The organism is Actinocatenispora rupis (assembly GCF_016861975.1).
GTDB classification, from domain to species: domain Bacteria; phylum Actinomycetota; class Actinomycetes; order Mycobacteriales; family Micromonosporaceae; genus Actinocatenispora; species Actinocatenispora rupis.
In genome coordinates, this window is the sequence record NZ_BOMB01000031.1 from 197,032 (window position 1) to 213,266 (window position 16,235).

At 74.3% G+C, this 16,235-nt stretch carries 13 protein-coding genes; 1 reads left to right on the forward strand and 12 read right to left on the reverse strand.

Annotated elements, in window-relative coordinates; all coding sequences use genetic code 11:
• Positions 1-5 precede the first annotated feature (5 nt).
• The 5 genes from Aru02nite_RS26790 to Aru02nite_RS26810 form a co-directional block, all read right to left on the reverse strand.
• A complete protein-coding gene (locus tag Aru02nite_RS26790; protein ID WP_239076970.1) occupies positions 6-509 on the reverse strand; it encodes a GNAT family N-acetyltransferase in 504 nt (167 codons plus the stop codon).
• Positions 510-580: 71 nt separating this feature from the next.
• A complete protein-coding gene (locus tag Aru02nite_RS26795; protein ID WP_203662322.1) occupies positions 581-1,678 on the reverse strand; it encodes a TFIIB-type zinc ribbon-containing protein in 1,098 nt (365 codons plus the stop codon).
• Between the two features lie 12 nt (positions 1,679-1,690).
• On the reverse strand, positions 1,691-2,854 hold the full coding sequence (locus Aru02nite_RS26800; RefSeq protein ID WP_203662323.1) for an SPFH domain-containing protein: 1,164 nt from the start codon (positions 2,852-2,854) through the stop codon (positions 1,691-1,693).
• A gap of 79 nt (positions 2,855-2,933) precedes the next feature.
• Positions 2,934-4,664: a coenzyme B12-dependent isobutyryl-CoA mutase large subunit gene (gene icmA, locus Aru02nite_RS26805; RefSeq protein ID WP_203662324.1), complete on the reverse strand. Its 1,731-nt coding sequence runs from the start codon at positions 4,662-4,664 to the stop codon at positions 2,934-2,936.
• 158 nt (positions 4,665-4,822) lie between these two features.
• Positions 4,823-5,830 (reverse strand): potassium channel family protein, encoded by a 1,008-nt coding sequence (locus Aru02nite_RS26810; protein WP_203662325.1) that lies wholly within the window; start codon positions 5,828-5,830, stop codon positions 4,823-4,825.
• Between the two features lie 80 nt (positions 5,831-5,910).
• Here Aru02nite_RS26810 and Aru02nite_RS26815 point away from each other — a divergent pair, with 80 nt between their 5' ends.
• The gene (locus tag Aru02nite_RS26815) at positions 5,911-6,651 is read left to right on the forward strand and encodes a nucleotidyltransferase domain-containing protein (protein WP_203662326.1); all 741 of its coding nucleotides are present in this window, start codon (positions 5,911-5,913) and stop codon (positions 6,649-6,651) included.
• Here Aru02nite_RS26815 and Aru02nite_RS26820 read toward each other — a convergent pair.
• The 7 genes from Aru02nite_RS26820 to Aru02nite_RS26850 all read right to left on the reverse strand — a co-directional run bounded on the left by Aru02nite_RS26820 (position 6,639) and on the right by Aru02nite_RS26850 (position 16,112).
• On the reverse strand, positions 6,639-7,166 hold the full coding sequence (locus tag Aru02nite_RS26820) for a MarR family winged helix-turn-helix transcriptional regulator (RefSeq protein ID WP_203662327.1): 528 nt from the start codon (positions 7,164-7,166) through the stop codon (positions 6,639-6,641). The genes Aru02nite_RS26815 and Aru02nite_RS26820 overlap by 13 nt on opposite strands.
• 30 nt (positions 7,167-7,196) lie before the next feature.
• The gene (locus tag Aru02nite_RS26825; RefSeq protein WP_275408722.1) at positions 7,197-7,502 is read right to left on the reverse strand and encodes a thiamine-binding protein; all 306 of its coding nucleotides are present in this window, start codon (positions 7,500-7,502) and stop codon (positions 7,197-7,199) included.
• A gap of 3 nt (positions 7,503-7,505) precedes the next feature.
• Positions 7,506-8,132: an Asp23/Gls24 family envelope stress response protein gene (locus Aru02nite_RS26830; RefSeq protein WP_203662328.1), complete on the reverse strand. Its 627-nt coding sequence runs from the start codon at positions 8,130-8,132 to the stop codon at positions 7,506-7,508.
• Between the two features lie 276 nt (positions 8,133-8,408).
• Positions 8,409-9,065, reverse strand: coding sequence for an ATP-binding cassette domain-containing protein (locus Aru02nite_RS26835; protein ID WP_203662329.1), 657 nt, complete (start codon positions 9,063-9,065; stop codon positions 8,409-8,411).
• Positions 9,062-9,940 carry an ABC transporter ATP-binding protein gene (locus Aru02nite_RS26840; RefSeq protein WP_203662330.1) on the reverse strand — a complete coding sequence of 293 codons (879 nt, stop codon included), beginning with the start codon at positions 9,938-9,940 and terminating at the stop codon, positions 9,062-9,064. Before Aru02nite_RS26840 ends, Aru02nite_RS26835 begins: the two co-directional genes overlap by 4 nt.
• A gap of 17 nt (positions 9,941-9,957) precedes the next feature.
• Positions 9,958-13,077: a hypothetical protein gene (locus tag Aru02nite_RS26845; protein ID WP_203662331.1), complete on the reverse strand. Its 3,120-nt coding sequence runs from the start codon at positions 13,075-13,077 to the stop codon at positions 9,958-9,960.
• Complete coding sequence (locus Aru02nite_RS26850; protein ID WP_203662332.1) at positions 13,077-16,112, reverse strand: FtsX-like permease family protein; 3,036 nt, start codon at positions 16,110-16,112, stop codon at positions 13,077-13,079. The genes Aru02nite_RS26845 and Aru02nite_RS26850 overlap by 1 nt, the downstream gene beginning before the upstream one ends.
• Positions 16,113-16,235 lie beyond the last annotated feature (123 nt).

Below are 16,235 nucleotides of genomic sequence, written 5' to 3' on the forward strand. Positions count from 1 at the left end.
CGCCGTCAGCGCAGCCGCTTGGTGAACATCAGCACCGCGTCGTCGTCGATCGGGATCGACGACCCGGGCACCACCGGACGCCCGCCGTACTGCACGCCGCGGCCGTCGGGCAGGTAGCCGCGCCGGACGTACATCCGTTGCGCCGCACCGTAATCCGCGTACAGGCCGACGCCGAGGCCGACCACCGGCGACCGCTCCGCCACCCGCGCCTCGGCCGCGTCCATCAGCGCGCCGCCGACACCCCGCCGCCGGAACTCCGGCAGCACGTTGAAGTCCTGGATCTCCGGGATCCCGCCGAACGGCTCGTACCCCGACTCCCACCACACCGTCAGGTATCCGGCGAAGCGCCCGCCGACCGTCGCCACCAGCACGTCGCGGACGCCGCGCGCCTGCTCCGCCAGGTACCGCTCGTACTGCGTCATCGGCTTGTCCCAGCCGAGCGCCGTGAACGCCGCCGCGATCACCACCGGGTCGTCCGCCCGCAACGCCCTGATCTCGTACTCCGCCACGCCCGCGACCGTACCCCCACGCCCGCGATCCCTTGTACCGGCCCGGATCCGCGCGGGCCGGCGCGACCGGGTCAGTGCTGGCGGGCGATGACGATGAGCGTGATGATCGCGGCGAGCAGCAGCACGCCCGCGGTGATCGCCGCCGCGATCTTCGCCCCGCTGTACGGCCGCTGACCGATCACCTCGCCGCTGCGCGCGTTGATCATCACCTGGTACGTCTTCGCGCCGTGCAGGTAGTTCGCCAGCCACACCGGCAGCAGCATCAGCTTGTACATGATCTCGGCGTACTGCGTGTCGGACCAGTTGATGCGCTGCTCGTCGCCGCCGATGTCGCGCCGGATGTCGCCGCGGATCACCTCGGCCATCTTGCCCTTGGCGATGTTCAGCCCCTGCTCGGGCTCGATCTCGTACCGCAGGGTGTGGTAGCCGGCGAGGAACGCCGGCTGGTACGGCACCGACTGGTGCAGCGGCCACGGCGCCAGCTGGTCGAGCTGCTTCGCACCGAGCCGCGGCGTGGCCGGCACGAGCACGTCGTCGAAGAACCGCCGCACCTCGCCGGCCGCCGGGTACCACCGGGTGCGCCGCACCTGCCGGGTCTGCCGGTTCCCGTTCGAGTCCGTGTACGACTCGGACACGTAGTAGTACTCGCCGCGGGCGCCGGTGTAGCGCGTCGCCGTGTGCGAGTCGTACGTCCAGTGCGGCAGGTAGGTGCCCTTGGTGGACTCCGCGTCGGTGACCTTCTTCAGCGAACTCGGCGCGAACCAGCGCGACGAGATCCACTTGCGCAGCGCGTCGCGCGCGGCCCGGTTGTCCAGCGCGAACGGCAGCACCGCCTCCGGCACGACCTGCCCGGTGGCGCGCGGATCCGCGACCAGCGGCGCACCGCAGAACTGGCACGCCTCGGACAGGCTCATGCTCTGCGTCCGCGCGCCGCACTTCTGGCACACGTACTGGTGCGCGGTGAGCTGCGCGACCGGCTTGCGCGGAAGCGTCGCCAGCTCCTCGATGCGGTGCTCCTGCACGTACCGCTGGGCGATGGCGATCTGCTGCTCGTGCCCGCAGTACGGGCAGCGCAGCACGTTGGTGCCGGGCGCGAACTCGACCCGCGCCCCGCAGCTCTCACACGGGTAGCTCGACGGCGCCTGTTGCGACGCGGCCTGGTCGGTCATCAGGGGTTCCCGTCAGGACTGCGGCGGAAGCGGCGGCGGGGTGCTGCCGAGCACGGCGGCCAGCTCCGGCACCTGCTGCGCCGGCGTCCACTGCGCCATGCCCTGCCGCCACACCAGGGTGTTCGCGGTGAGCGCGCCGCTCGCGGCCTGCTGCGCCAGACCCGCCTGGTCGAACGGGCCCTGCTGCGCCCCGCCGACCCCGATGTACCACTGCTGCTGCGGGGGCAGCGGCGGCGGCCCACCCTGCGGACCGCCCTGCGGCGCCTGCTGCTGATAGCCCTGCTGCTGGTACCCCTGCGGCGCCTGCTGGTAGCCCTGCTGCGGCTGACCGAAGCCCTGCGCGAGGCGCTGCCCGGCGGCCATGCCGAGGCCGATGCCGATGCCCTCGCCGGCGCCGCCCTGGTTGTTCGCCGCGTCCTGGATCGCGTTCGCCGTCTGGAACTGGGTGTACTTGTCCATGTCGCCGACCACACCCATCTGGGTGCGCTTGTCGAGCGCCGCCTCGACCTCCGGCGGGACCGAGATGTTCTCGATGATGAACTTGGGGATCGCGATGCCGACCTCGGCCAGCTCCTGGCTGAGGGCGCCGGCGAGCTTGTTGCCGATGGACATCTGGTGCGCGGCGAGGTCCAGCATCGGCACCTCGGCGGTGGCCAGCGCGCTGCCCAGCCGCCCCACCACCATCTGCCGCAGGTACTCCGCGACCTCCTCGGTGCGGAACTGCGGGTCGGTGCCGACCAGCTCGGTGAGCAGCCGGCGCGGCTCGACCACGCGCATCGAGTACGCACCGAAGGCGCGCAGGCGGACCATGCCGAACTCGGCGTCCCGGACGATGACGGGGTTCTGCGTGCCCCACTTCATGTCGGTGAACTGCCGGGTGTTGACGAAGTACACCTCGGCCTTGAACGGTGAGTGGAAACCGTACTTCCAGCCCTTGAGGGTGGACAGGATCGGCATGTTCTGGGTCTGCAGCTCGTACGTGCCCGGACCGTACGCGTCGGCGATGCGGCCCTCGTTGACGAAGACCGCGACCTGCGACTCGCGCACGACGAGCTTGGCGCCCATCTTGATCTCGTTGTCGTACCGCGGGAAGCGCCACACGATCGTGTCGCGACTCTGGTCGAGCCACTCGACGATGTCGATGAACTCGCCCTTGATCTTGTCGATCAGTCCCACCGCAGAACCCCCTCGCGCGCCGGCCCGGTCGGAAAAGCCGGGCCGCGGCACACGGTAGCAAGCGCCGGCGAGCCAAGCCTCAGAAGCGTGCGGGTTCGGTGTAGGCGCCCCATTCGTCGCGCAACGCGCCGCAGATCTCGCCGAGAGTGGCCTCGACCCGGCAGGCCGCCAGCATCGGCGGGACCAGGTTGCCGTCGCCCCGCGCGACCGCCACCAGCTCGCCCAGCGCGGCGGTCACGGCCGCCTCGTCCCGCGCCGTACGGCGGGCGGCGAGCAGGTCCCGCTGCTCGGTCTCCACCTCGTGCGACACGCGCAGGATGTCCAGTTCCCGGCTGACCGTGGCGGTGTGGCAGTTGACGCCCACGATCCGCTTCTCGCCCTTCTCCAACGCCTGCTGGTACCGGAAGGCCGCCTCGGCGATCTCGCCGGTGAACCAGCCGTCCTCGATGCCGCGCAGGATCCCGGCGGTCATCGGGCCGATCGGGTGTCCCGCCGACGCACTTCCCTCCGCGGAGGCGGTGGACGGCTCGGTGCGCGCCTCGCCCATCCGGCGGATCCGCGCGAAGATCTCCTCGGCCTGCGCCTCGATCCGGTCGGTCAGCGCCTCCACGTACCACGAGCCGCCGAGCGGGTCGGCCACGTTCGTCACGCCCGTCTCCTCCATCAGCACCGCCTGGGTACGCAGCGCGATCTCGGCGGACTCCTCGGTCGGCAGCGCGAGCGTCTCGTCCAGGGCGTTGGTGTGCAAGGAGTTCGTCCCGCCGAGTACGGCGGCGAGCGCCTCCACCGCGGTGCGTACCACGTTGTTGTAGGGCTGTTGGGCGGTGAGCGAGACGCCGGCGGTCTGGGTGTGGAAACGCAGCCACAGCGCGCGTTCGGACGTCGCACCGTACTCGTCGCGCAGCCAGCGGGCCCAGATCCGCCGCGCCGCCCGGAACTTCGCGATCTCCTCGAAGAAGTCGACGTGCGAGTCGAAGAAGAACGACAGGCCGGGCGCGAACGTGTTCACGTCCAGCCCGCGCGAGAGCCCCAGCTCCACGTACGCGAAGCCGTCGGCGAGGGTGAACGCCAGCTCCTGCGCGGCCGTCGACCCGGCCTCGCGGATGTGGTAGCCGGACACCGAGAGCGGCTTGTACCGCGGGATCTCGGCGTTGCAGTAGGCCATCAGGTCGCCGATCAGGCGCAGGTGCGGCTCGGGCGCGAACAGCCACTCCTTCTGCGCGATGTACTCCTTGAAGATGTCCGTCTGCAGCGTGCCGTCCAATGTGGACAGATCGGCGCCCTGCCGCTCCGCGGCCACCAGGTACATGCAGAAGACCGGCACGGCCGGGCCGGAGATCGTCATCGACGTGGTCACGTCGGCCAGCGGGATGCCCTCGAACAGCACGTCCATGTCCGCGGCCGAGTCGATCGCGACACCGCAGTGCCCGACCTCGCCGAGCGAGCGCGGGTCGTCCGAGTCGCGACCCATCAGCGTCGGCATGTCGAACGCCACGGACAGCCCGCCACCGCCCGCGCCGAGGAGCATCTTGTACCGCTCGTTGGTCTGCTTGGCGTTGCCGAAGCCGGAGAACTGCCGGATCGTCCACGCCCGCCCGCGGTACCCGGTCGGGTGGAGCCCGCGCGTGTACGGGAACTCGCCGGGCCAGCCGATGCGGTCGAAGCCGGGGACCTCGACACCGGGCGGCGGACCGTACACCGGGTCGAGGTCGTCGCCGGACAGCGTGGTGAAGTCGGCCTCCCGCTTGCGGGCCGCGTCGTACCGGCGCTGCCAGCGCTCGCGTCCCGCCCCGATCCCCGCCGCGTCCATCGGACCTCCCAGCTGACCTTAACGATCGATCAGCCAATACTAGGACGCCCAACTACCCGTGCCCAGCGGGCCCCGGAAAGGAACGAAGACGGACTTCCCAGCGAACCCGCCACCCAGGTACGAAACGACCACGGGACGCCGCGGGTCAGGCGGGCCGGTCAGGACGGGAAGCGGACGTACACGACCTGGTCGCCGGCGGCCAGCGGCGCCGTCGCCGCGGGCAGCGGTACCGGGGTGTCGTCGCCGCGGCGCACCACCGCCAGGACGACCTCGGACAGCGCGGACACCGGCCGACCGACCTCGGCACCGGTCACCGGACGCTGCACCAGATCCAGCCCGTGCCCGTACGAGAAGAGGTCCTGCGCGACGGACGCCACCGACGGCTTGCACGCCGACAGCCCGACCAGCCGGCCCGCCGTCTCCGACGAGGTGATCACCGTACGGGCGCCGCTCTGGCGCAGCAGCGCCGCGTTCTCCTCCTCGCGTACCGAGGCGCAGACGTCGACGGTCGCGTTGAGCTGGCGGGCGGTCAGCGTGATCAGCACCGCGCTGTTGTCGTCGTGCACGGTGACGAGCACCTGGTCGGCGTTGGCCACCTCGGCCTCGCGCAACGTGTCCGAACGCTCCGCGTTCGCCTGCACCGCGGCCAGGCCCATCGCCGTCGCCACGCCCACCGCCTCCGCCCGCGGGTCCACCGCGACGATCCGCCGCGGGTCCGTACCGTCGGCGAGCATGGCGCGCGCCGCGGCCTGCCCCTTCGTACCGAAACCGCAGATGATGACGTGTCCCCGCACCGACGACCTCCAGCGGGCCACGCGCAGCTGCTCCCGGCCCCGCTCGGTCAGCACCGCCAAAGTGGTACTGACCAGGATGACCAGGAACAGGATGCGCAGCGGCGTGATGAGCAGGATGGTGAGCAGCCGCGCGCCCGGCGTCACCGGGACGATGTCGCCGTACCCGGTGGTGGTGAGGCTGACGGTCGCGTAGTAGAGCGCGTCGAGGAACGACAGCGGGCCGCCGGCCGAGTCCCGGTAACCGCTCCCGTCCAGCCACACCACCACCGCGGACGCGAACAACAGCAGGACCGCGAGCAGGACCCGGCGCGCCACCTCACGCAGCGGCGGACGCTCGGTCCGCGGCAGCCGGACCGCCGATCGACGCCACACACCACCGACAGTACGGGGCGGTGCCGGTCGCCGTGCGCTCCCCCGCCCGTGTCGCGCGCCGCCGTGCCATGCTTCGGCGCATGTCCACCGAACCGGTACAGGAGCTGCTCGACACGTTCGTCGCGGACCTGCGGGAGACCCTGGCGCCGGTCGCGGTGTGGGCGCACGGCTCGCTCGCGCTCGGCGACTTCCGGCCGGGACGGTCCGACCTGGACCTGCTCGCCGTCCTCGACACCCCGCCGGACCGCGACCGGCTGCGCGCGCTGCACCGCCGGATCGACCGCACCGGGCCGTACGCGGCGGGCCTGCACTGCTCGTACCTGGTGCGCGACGGGCTGGCGGACGTGGACCGGCGGCACCCGACGTGGGCGCACCGGCGGCTGTTCGACCGTACTGTCACGCCCGTGACGCGGCGCGAACTCGCGCTCGGCGGCCGTACGCTGCTCGGCCCGCCACCCGCCGACCTGGTCGCCGACGTCACCGACGCCGTACTCGCCGACTTCGTCCGGGCCGACCTCGCCGCCGTGTGGCTGCCCGCGACCCGGCACCCGACCTGGTGGCTGCGGGACGTGTGGGTCGACGCCGGCCCGCTGACCGTCACCCGCGCCGCCGTCACCCTCGCCGACGGCCGGCTGCTCAGCAAGGGCGAAGCCCTCGACGTACTGGCCGCGAGCGGTGCGCCCGCCGAACTCTGCGCCGACATCCGCCGCCGCCGGTACGGCGATCCCGCCCGGCTCACCTGGGCGCAGCGCCGGCACCGCGGCACCCTCGCCCGCCAGCTCGTACGCGAGCGGATCGGGTCGCTGCTTCAGCCGTCCTGAGCCACCGGCGCCTCGGTGAAGTCACCGGCCGCCAACCGTACCCGGCGCAGCAGGGCGAACAGCGCGTCGCAGTCCGCGTCGTCCAGCGCGTCCAACCCGAACCCGGCGGCCATCAGGTCCCGCGTGGCGTCCGCCGCGACCGTACGGCCCTCGTCGGTGATCGCGGCCAGCACGCCGCGGCCGTCCGCCGGGTTGCGCCGGCGGGTCACCAGACCCTGCCGTACCAACCGGTCGACGATGTTCGTGGCGCTCGTCGGGTGCACCATCAGCCGCTCGCCCACCACCCGCATCGGCAGCTCACCGCGCCGGCTGAACGACAGCAGCACGAGCGCCTCGTACCGCGCGAACGTCAGATCGTACGGCTTGAGGAGGGCGTCGTAACCGGCGAGCAGCAGCTGCTGCACCCGCATCACTGAGGTGGCCACGGCCATCGCCCGGCTCGGCCCGAACTCGTCGCTCCACCGCGCGCCGGCCTGCTCGATCGGGTCGAACGGCAGCCTCAGCTCTTTCCCCACGCCCCTCACGGTAGCGGGGGCGCCCGCCGGTCAGTCGCCGGAGAGGCGCTCCTCGATCCGCGCCACCTTCGACTCCAGCGCGCCGCTGACACCCTCCCGGATGTCCGCCTTCAACACCAGCGAGACGCGGGACGACCGGGCGCGCACCGCGTCGGTGGCGCGCTGCACGACGTCCATCACCTCGTCCCAGGACTCGCCCTCGATCGTGGTGAACATCGCGTCCGTACGGTTCGGCAGGCCGGACTCGCGGACCACCCGCACCGCCTCGGCCACGATGTCCGCCACCGAACCCTCGACGCCGCTCGGCGCCACCGAGAACGCCACCAGCACCGACACCGCTCAGTCCTCGACGTGGATGTCGTCGATGATCACGTTGCACTCGCCGACGTCCAGCTCCATCATCGTCTCGACCGCGGCGATGACGTTCTCCCGGACCTGGCCGGCGACCTGCATCGCCGGGTGGCCGAACTGCACGACCAGGGTCAGCGTGATGCGCGCCTGCCGCCCCGACAGCTCCACGTGTACGCCCCGGCGCGAGGTGCCCTCGCCGATGTCGATCGGCTCCCGCACCGTACTGATCGCGCGGGCCACGTCGCCGCCCAGGTCGAACACGCCGTCCACCTGCTCGGCGGCGAACGCGGCGACCTTCTCCACCACGTCACCCGCGATGGCCGTCGTGCCGCGCAGGCGCGCCGGACGGTCGTCGCCGGACTGCTCCGACGCGGCGGTACGGGTGGTCGCGCGGCCGGGGCGCGGCGCCGGCACCGGCGCGGCCACCGGCACCGGTACGTCACCCTCGGCCGGGATGCGCGGGATGATCGTGGTCGAGTCCAGCGCGCTCGGCTCGGCGACCGCCGTCGCCGACCCGTTCACCCGCCGCCCCGGCTCGTCCGCGGCGTGCGCCGGCTTCCCCCCGCGCGAACCCGCATGAGATCCCGCGTTACGCCCAGCTTCGGTCTCGGTCATGCCCTCTCCTGGAGATCTCGACCCGGCCTCTCGGCCCGGTGGTACGCGAAGGCGAGGGTACCGGGCCGGGCACAGCGGCCCAACGAGCCGTGCCGGCCCGGCGGCGAGGTCCTGGCGTGACTCCGCCGACACACCCACGCGTTCGCCCTGTCCAACGACGCAGCGCCCGGGTTGGCCGTGCCGTGGAGATCACCAATTGCCGCGGAGCCGTGCTCCCCCGATCGGCGCACGGTTCCGCGGCAGGTCACGGTGTGCCGGGGACGCGGCCCCGGCACGTCAGGCACGGACCAGTTCGCCGCGCCCGTCCCGCAGGTGCAGCTCCGCGTCGCACGCGGCGGCCGCCTCCGGGTCGTGGGTGGCGAACACGACGGTGGCGCCGCGCCACGCCTCGGCCTGGAGCAGTTCGACGACGAGCTTGCGGTTCTGCGCGTCGAGTTCGCTGGTGACCTCGTCGGCGAGCAGGACGGTGCCGCGCTGGGCGAGGCCGCGGGCGATCGCCACCCGCTGCTGCTGCCCGCCGGACAGTTCCTCGACGAGCTGGTCGGCCTGCCCCGCCAGACCCAGCTGTTCAAGTACGGTCGCGGTGCGCTCGGCGGCCTCGTCGGCCGGTACGCCAGCCGCGAGCAGCGCGACCATCACGTTCTCCTCGGCGGTGAGGATCGCGGCGAGCCCGTTGTCCTGCGGTACCAGGGCGACGCCGGCGGCGACGGTCTGGTCCCGGTCGCGTACCTCGGCGTCGCCGAGCCGGACGGCGCCGGACGCGGGGCGGATCAGCCCGGCCATCGCCCACAGCAGCGTGGTCTTGCCCGCGCCGGACGGACCGGTCACGGCGAGCACCCGGCCCGGTTCGGCGGCCACCACGATGTCGGTGAGCACCGCGTGCCCGTCGTACGCGACGGTCAGGTCCTCGACGGCGACTACCTGCTCGGTCACCGGTCCTCCTTCGTCGGGTCGTCGGTTGGTACGAGGCGGACCGCGCCCTCGTCGGTGAGTTCGACCCGCAGCAGCGTGCCCGGGGCGACCTCGGCGAGTACGTCCGGCGGCAGGTGCACGGCGCCGTCCCGGCCGACCACCGAGTACTCCTCGCCGCGGCGGCCCTCGGCGCCGACGCGCCCGTCCCGGATGGTGACGGTGCGGCCCATGCGCAGCCCGACGTCCGGGTCGTGGGTGACCACGACGACCGTACGGCCGGTGCGGCGTACCTCGGCGAGGACGTCGAGTACCTGGTCGCGGGCGTGCGTGTCGAGCTGGCTGGTGGGCTCGTCGGCGAGCAGCAGCCCGGCGCCGTTGGCGACGGCGCACGCGACGGCGAGCCGCTGCCGCTCGCCGGGTGCCAGGTCGGGCGGTCGCTGCCGGCCCTTGCCGGCGAGCCCGACGAGGTCGAGCAGCTCGTCCGGGGTCATCAGCGCGTCCCGCCGGGCCGGCGCCACCCCGGACTGCGCGAAGTGGATGTTCTCCGTCGCCGACACGTACGGCAGGAGGTTGCGCATCGCGCCCTGCAGCATCACGCCGACGTCGGTGGAGCGCATCACGGCCAGTTCGGCCGGCGTCGCCCGCGCCACGTCGTGCTCGCCGACGTGCAGCCGTCCCGCGGCCGGCCGCAGCAGCCCGGCCAGCAGCGACAGCAGCGTCGACTTGCCCGAGCCGGACGGCCCGAGCAGCGCCACCGACTCGCCCGGCTCGATGTCGAGGTCCACCCCGGACAGGGCGACCACGTCGTAGCCCTCCAGCCGGTAGATGTAGACCAGCCCGCGACACGTCACCCCGATGCCCACCTCGGCCCGGGCCGCCGTCTCGGTCACCGTCATGCCTGTCTCCCTGTCGTTCACTGGGGGCCCCGCAGCCGACCGGGTACTCCCCGGCGTACGAGGGTGCCGACGAGTGCCGCCGTCACCGCGGCGAGCAGTACGGCCGAGCCGGCGACGGCGCCGAGCGGCCACCACGGGCCCGGCCACCACAGCGGCGGCGGCCCGCCGGACGACGCGAGCTGCGGCAGGTGCGGTACCGCCAGCGCCGCGCCGACGCCACCGGCCAGCGCGCCCGCCACCACCGCCACCCCGAGCAGCAGCCCGTACTCCCGCCACCCGGCCCGGCGTACCAGGCGCGGCGACACCCCGGCGGCGCGCAGCGCGGCCACCTCGTACAGGACGGGCCGGGCCGTCAGGTACGCGGTGACGAGGACGGTGCCGGCCGCGAGCAGCAGCGCGGCGACGGCGGCGATCAGGTACAGCCGCAGGGCGAGCGCGGGGCCCTGCCGGGCGAGCCGGTCGCGGCGCGCGGCGATGCTGTCGACGCCGGTCACGGTCAGCCCGGCGGCGGTGAGCCGCTGCCGCAGCGACGCCGGCGCGTCCGGCGCCGCCCACACCTGGAACCGCAGCGGCGTGTCCAGCGACTCGCCGAACGACGCCACCCGGTCGGCGTACGTCAGGTCGACCATGACGCCGGTGCCGATGGCGGGCAGCGTGCGCGCCGAGCCGACCACCCGGTACGCCTGGTCGAGCCCGTACAGGCCGGGGCCGCGGAACGTGCCGTGCCGGGTGGCGAGCCGACCCGTGGTCACCGCCGGCAGCGGGTACGGGGTGTCGCCGTACAGCACGCGCAGGTCCTCGCCGCCGGGCGAGTCGAACCGTACGGCGGCGCCCTTCGCGGACGTGGACACCGCGCTCACCGGCTGGCCGAGCGTGGACTCCACCGCGCGCCAGCCACCGGCGAAGCCGACCAGGTCCGCGCCGCGCTGCCGCACCGACACCAGCGTGTACGACCCGCGGATCGCCGCCGGGGTGTCCGGCCCGCGGTACAGGTCGAAGCCGACGAGCCGGCAGCCGGTGCAGTCGACGGTGCCGGTCAGGGTGTGCCTGCCGGCGGTGAGCCGACCCAGCCGTACGACCTGTTCCTGGCGGTGCGGATCGGACAGCAGCGCGACGAGGGCCAGTCCGGGGCTGGCGGAGCCGACGTCGACGGTGACCGCGAGCGGGCCGCTGGCCACGGTGACCGGTGCGGGCGCGGTCGGCCGCAGCCGCCGGGCGAGCGTGTCCGGCGCGACGTCCGCGAACGACGACTGCCAGTACCCGACCCGGGCGAGGCGGTCGCTGTCGACGGCGAGGATCTCGCTGGTGCCGTCGCCGCTGCCGTACAGGCCGCGGGCGACGGCCATCGCCTGCGTACCGGACGGATCGGCCTTGCGTACGGCGGCGCGCAGGTCGGTGGCGGTCTCCGCGCCGACCGAGTAGACGGTGGCGGCGCCGAGCGCGGTGCCGGCCCGCTGCGCCTCGTTGCGGCCCGCCACGTCCCAGGTGACCACGCCGTAGCAGAGCAGCGCGACGGCGACGGTGACCAGCGCGACGGTCCGCGGTACCTGACCGCGCCGGGACAGCCGGGCCGCGGCGAGCAGGGCGGGCACCCGGCCCCGCCGCCCCGCCGTACGCACGGCTCGGCGCAGCGCGAGCGGCAGCAGCCGGCCGGCGACCACCCCGGCGACGACCGCGACGAGTCCGCCGGCGAGCAGGCCGAGCCGCCCGCCGGCACCGGTGAGCAGCTCGTAGCAGGCGGCCAGGGCGGCGGCCACCAGGACGCCCTCGGTGACGCCGGCGCGCAGCCGGTGCGCCCGGACGGGTACCCGGCGCAGCAGGTCGATCACCGGGCCGGTCACGGTACGCCGGACGGCGAGGGCGGCGGCCACCAGCGCGCCGGCGAACGCGGCGACGGCGGCGACGAGTACCGGCAGGCGGAGTTCGGCGTGGACGCCGGCGGCGAGCCCGAGCCACGCCACCACCTGCGTACCGGCGAGGCCGACGGCGACGCCGACCGGGGTGGCGGCGAGGACGAGCAGCCCGATCTCGGTCAGGCCGAAGCCGGCGACCCGCCAGCCGGACAGGCCGCGCAGCTTGGCGAGGCCGAGTTCGGGGCCGCGCTCGTCGGTCGCCCCGCGTACCACGCCGAACAGCACGAACCAGCACAGCAGTACCAGCTGCACGGCGACCAGCAGCGCGGCCACCGTCACCTGGTCCCGCTCACTGTCCACATCGGACAGTACGCCGGTGAGCGGACTGCTGACCGACAGCCCGGCCGCGTCGACCTGCCTGCGCCCGGCGGACAGCTCGGCGCGCAGCGTCGCCACGTCGTCCAGCCGTACCGACTCGACGCGCAGCGGGAAGTCCGCCATCGTCGTGTACTCGGCGACGCCGAGCGCGTGCACCGTCCGTTCGCTGCCGAAGAAGCTGTCGATCCGCCGGTACTCCGCGTTCTGCTTCATGAACACCGCGGCGTCGAAGTACCCGTGGTTGAACCAGTAGCCGCCGGCGGTGTCGCGGGGCACGGCGTACCGGCCGACGACGGTGACGGTGGTGCGCCCGGCATCGCCGACCTGCGGGTCGATCTGCGCCGAGGCGGTCACCACCACCCGCGCACCCACCTTGTACGGCGAGCGCGTGCTCGCCAGCACCTCCCCGGTGTGTTGCGGGCAGCGGCCCTCGACGGGACGCAGCCGCTGGCAGTACCCCTGGCGGTAGACGAGCCGGCCGGTCGTCACGTCGCCGTCGATGCTGGGCAGCGCCACCGTGGACTGCACGCCGCCGACGGGCGCGCCGTAGTACCGGTCGGCGAGCATGGTGCGGGCCGCGTTGCGGGTCAGGTAGTCGACGGGGATCCGGGCGAGCGCGTCCGAGGTCGGCGACGGCCCGCGGGCGCCGGCGACCGCGGCCGGCGTGTTGTCGCCCGCCACCCCGGTCGACGACACGCTGAACCCGGTCAGCCAGCTCGGCGCGGCGCGCAGGTGGTCCAGCAGCGTCGACTGCTCCGCCGCCCGGGAGTACGCGGGGCCGAGGACCGCGGCGGCCGTCGCGAGTACCGCGAGCACCCCGACGACGGCCGAGCGCGTCCCCCGGTACCGGAGGCCGGCGACGGCGAGGCGGACCGCGGATGCGGTGTCCGACAGTGTGCGGCGCATCAGCGTGCCCCCTCGCGCAGCGACTCCGGCCGGGCGTGGCCGAACATCCGGGCCACGCCGTACGCGACGGCGACGAGCCCGGCCACGGTCACCAGCACGGCGCCCGGCACCCACCACGGCCCCAGCGCGTACACCCGGTGCACGCCGGCGTCGGAGGACGTGACGAGCCGGATCACCGGCAGCATCAGCACCGCGCCGGCCGCGCCCGCCACGAGCCCCGCCACCAGCGGCACCCCCAGCAGCACCCGGTACTCCCGGCGTACCGCGGCGGTCAGGTCCGCCTGGCTCAGGCCCACCACGCGCAGCGCGGCCAGCTCGTACAGCCGGGCGTCGACCCCGACGTACGCGGTGAGCAGCACCGCGCCGAGCGACAGCAGCAGCGCCGCCACGCCGGCCACCAGGTACAGCCGCAGCGCGAGCGCGGGCGCCTGCCGGCCCAGCCGGTCGAGTACCGCGGCGAGGGAATCGGTGTGCAGCACCGGAACCCCGAGCCTGGCCAGTACGCCGGCCGGTGTCCCCGCCGCCGCCCACACCTGGTACGTGGGGCCGGTGTCGGACTCCTGCGGGTCGACCTGCGTGGCCTGGACGCGCTGCACGTTCGCCAGGTCGACCAGCAGCGCGTGCCGCCCCGCCCGCGGCACCACGTCGGTACGCCCGGTCACCGTGAACGGCAGCGGTGTCCCGCCGAACGCCGGGAACTCGAACCGCGTGGCGCGCGCGTCGTCGGCCGGTGCCGCACCGGACAGCACCGCCGGCAGCCGCTCCGGCTCCCCGTGGTACGTGACGACCAGGTCGGCCGGATCGTCGCTGGTGCAGGCGATCCCGAGCCCGCCGTCGGTGGTCAGGGTGACGCTCGCCTGCGCGCCGGCGGTCCCGTTGCGCCAGCGGCCCGGCGCGGTGAGCCCGGCGTCGAGCGCGTGCCCGGCGTCCGACACGGCCGTCACCCGCAGCGTCGCGGCGAGGTGGCCGAAGTCCCCCGGGTACCGGGACAGGCCGAGCCCGGTCAGCGTGCAGCCACCGCCACACCCCGGCAGCGCCGCCGCGTACGTCCGGTCGCCGGCGCGCAACGTGCCCAGCGGTACCTCGCGCGGGCCGGCGTCGGCGCGCGCCACCAGCGCCACCACCTGTACCGGGCGGTGCGTGGTGATGTGCCCCGCCGTCAGCCGTACCGACAGCGGGCCGTGCACGGTGAGCGTCGGCGCCGGCCTTCCCGGCAACGTACGGGCGAGGGCGCGGACCCGGTCGGTGGACAGCCCCGACCAGGCCGCGACCGCCGGCAACCGCGCCGGATCCACCGCCAGTACGGTCACGTTGCCGTCGCCGTAGTGCACCTGGCTCTGCATCGCCGGCATCAGGTACCGGCCGGCCGGGTCGGCCCTCGCCACCGCGTCGCGCAGCGCCTGCGGCCCCGCCGCGTCCACCGTGTACACCGAGGCCGCGCCGACCTGGTCCTGCGCGACGCGTACCCGGTTGTGGCCGGCGACGTCCCAGGCCGCGGCGGCGAACGACAGCAGCGACACGGCCACCGTCACCGCCACCACGATCCGCTGCGTCAGCGGCCGGCGGGCGAGCCGGGCCGCCGCCAGCAACGCCGGCGGGCGCAGCCGACCGCGGGACCAGCGCAGCCGCCGGCCCGCGGTCAGGCCGAGCAGCCGGGCCGCAACCAGGCCTGCGACCAGCGCCAGCAGCGGCGGCGCGACCAGCCCCAGCCGGGACGTCGGATCGGACAGCGCCTGGTAGAGCGCGGCCGCGGCCAGCGCCACCACACCGCCCTCCACGACCGTCGCGCGCCAGCGGCCACGGGCCGGAACCCGGCGCAACAGAGCCATCACCGGCAACGCCATCGTCCGGCGCGCGGCCAGCGCCGCCGCCAGTGCCGCCCCCGCCAGCGCCACCAGCGCCACGTACGCCACCGACGCGGTCGGCGCGACGTGCGTCCCGTCCGCCAGCGCCACGTCGGCCATCACCTCCACCACGGCCAACCCGACGAGTACGCCGACCGGCGCGGCCAGCACGATCAGCGCCAGCGCCTCACCGAGTCCGAACCGTACGGTCGCCGGGCCGCGGAAACCACGCAGCTTGGCCAGCGCGATCTCCGGCCCGCGCTCCTCCGTCAGCGACGCGACCATCAGGTACAGCACGAACCAGCACAGCAGCACCAGCGGCACCGCGACCACCGGTACCGAGCCGGTGACGGCGTCCTGCTCGCGCTGCGCGGTGGTGAACGCGTCCGGCAGCCCGGTGCCGGAGCGCATCGACACGTCGGACAGCGCCGGGTCCAGCGAACGGAGCTGGGCGCGCAGCGCGGGCACCGCGGCCAGCCGTACCGCGCCGACGTCCACCGGGAAGTCCAGCTCGTACTGCCCGGACCCGACGCCCTTCCAGCCCGCCGCGGCAGGATCGTTGCTGAGCAACGGTTGTACGCGTTCCTGCGGGTCGGAGTCGCTGCCCGGGTCCGTACCGAACCGGCCGCCGCCCCACCAGTACCGCTCGCCGGTGTCGCGGACCCGGTAGATGCCGGCGATCCGGTGCGGCGTGCCGGACCGGAAGTCCAGCCGGTCGCCGACCGCCAGGTGGAACCGCCGCGCCACGTCCGCGTGCACCAGCACCTCGTCGCCGCCCGCCGCCGGGCACGCCCCCGCCACCAGCCGGACGTGCCCGCACACCCCCGACCGGTACACCACGAAGCTCGCCGGCGCACCGCTCAGCGACGACAGCGTCGCCGCCCCCGTCGCCCCCTCGTACGGCCGGCCGAGCACCGCGGACAGCTCCGTCCGCTCGCGTACCAGCGGGAGGGCCTGGTTGTGCAGCGAGGCCACGTCGACGTCGGACGCGGACGCGCCGGTCACGGTCAACCCCAACGTCTGCGCCGGCATCGCCCGCAACGTGTCGGTCAGCGCCGACTGCTCCGCCGCCCCCGTGTACGCCGGCGCCAGCACCGCCGCCGTCGTCGCCACGACCGCCAGCAGGAACACCACCAGCGACCGCCCCGACCGGTACCGGATGCCGCGGACCGTCACCAGCCACCCCGCCACCGTGCCTCCTCCGCTCGTACGCGCCTGCTGTCTCGACCCGCTACGGCAGCGCGCGGTTCAGCCCCGTGACCGAACCGTTGCGTGGGCACGCGGAACGCCGGCCACCGCACTCGGCGACCGGCG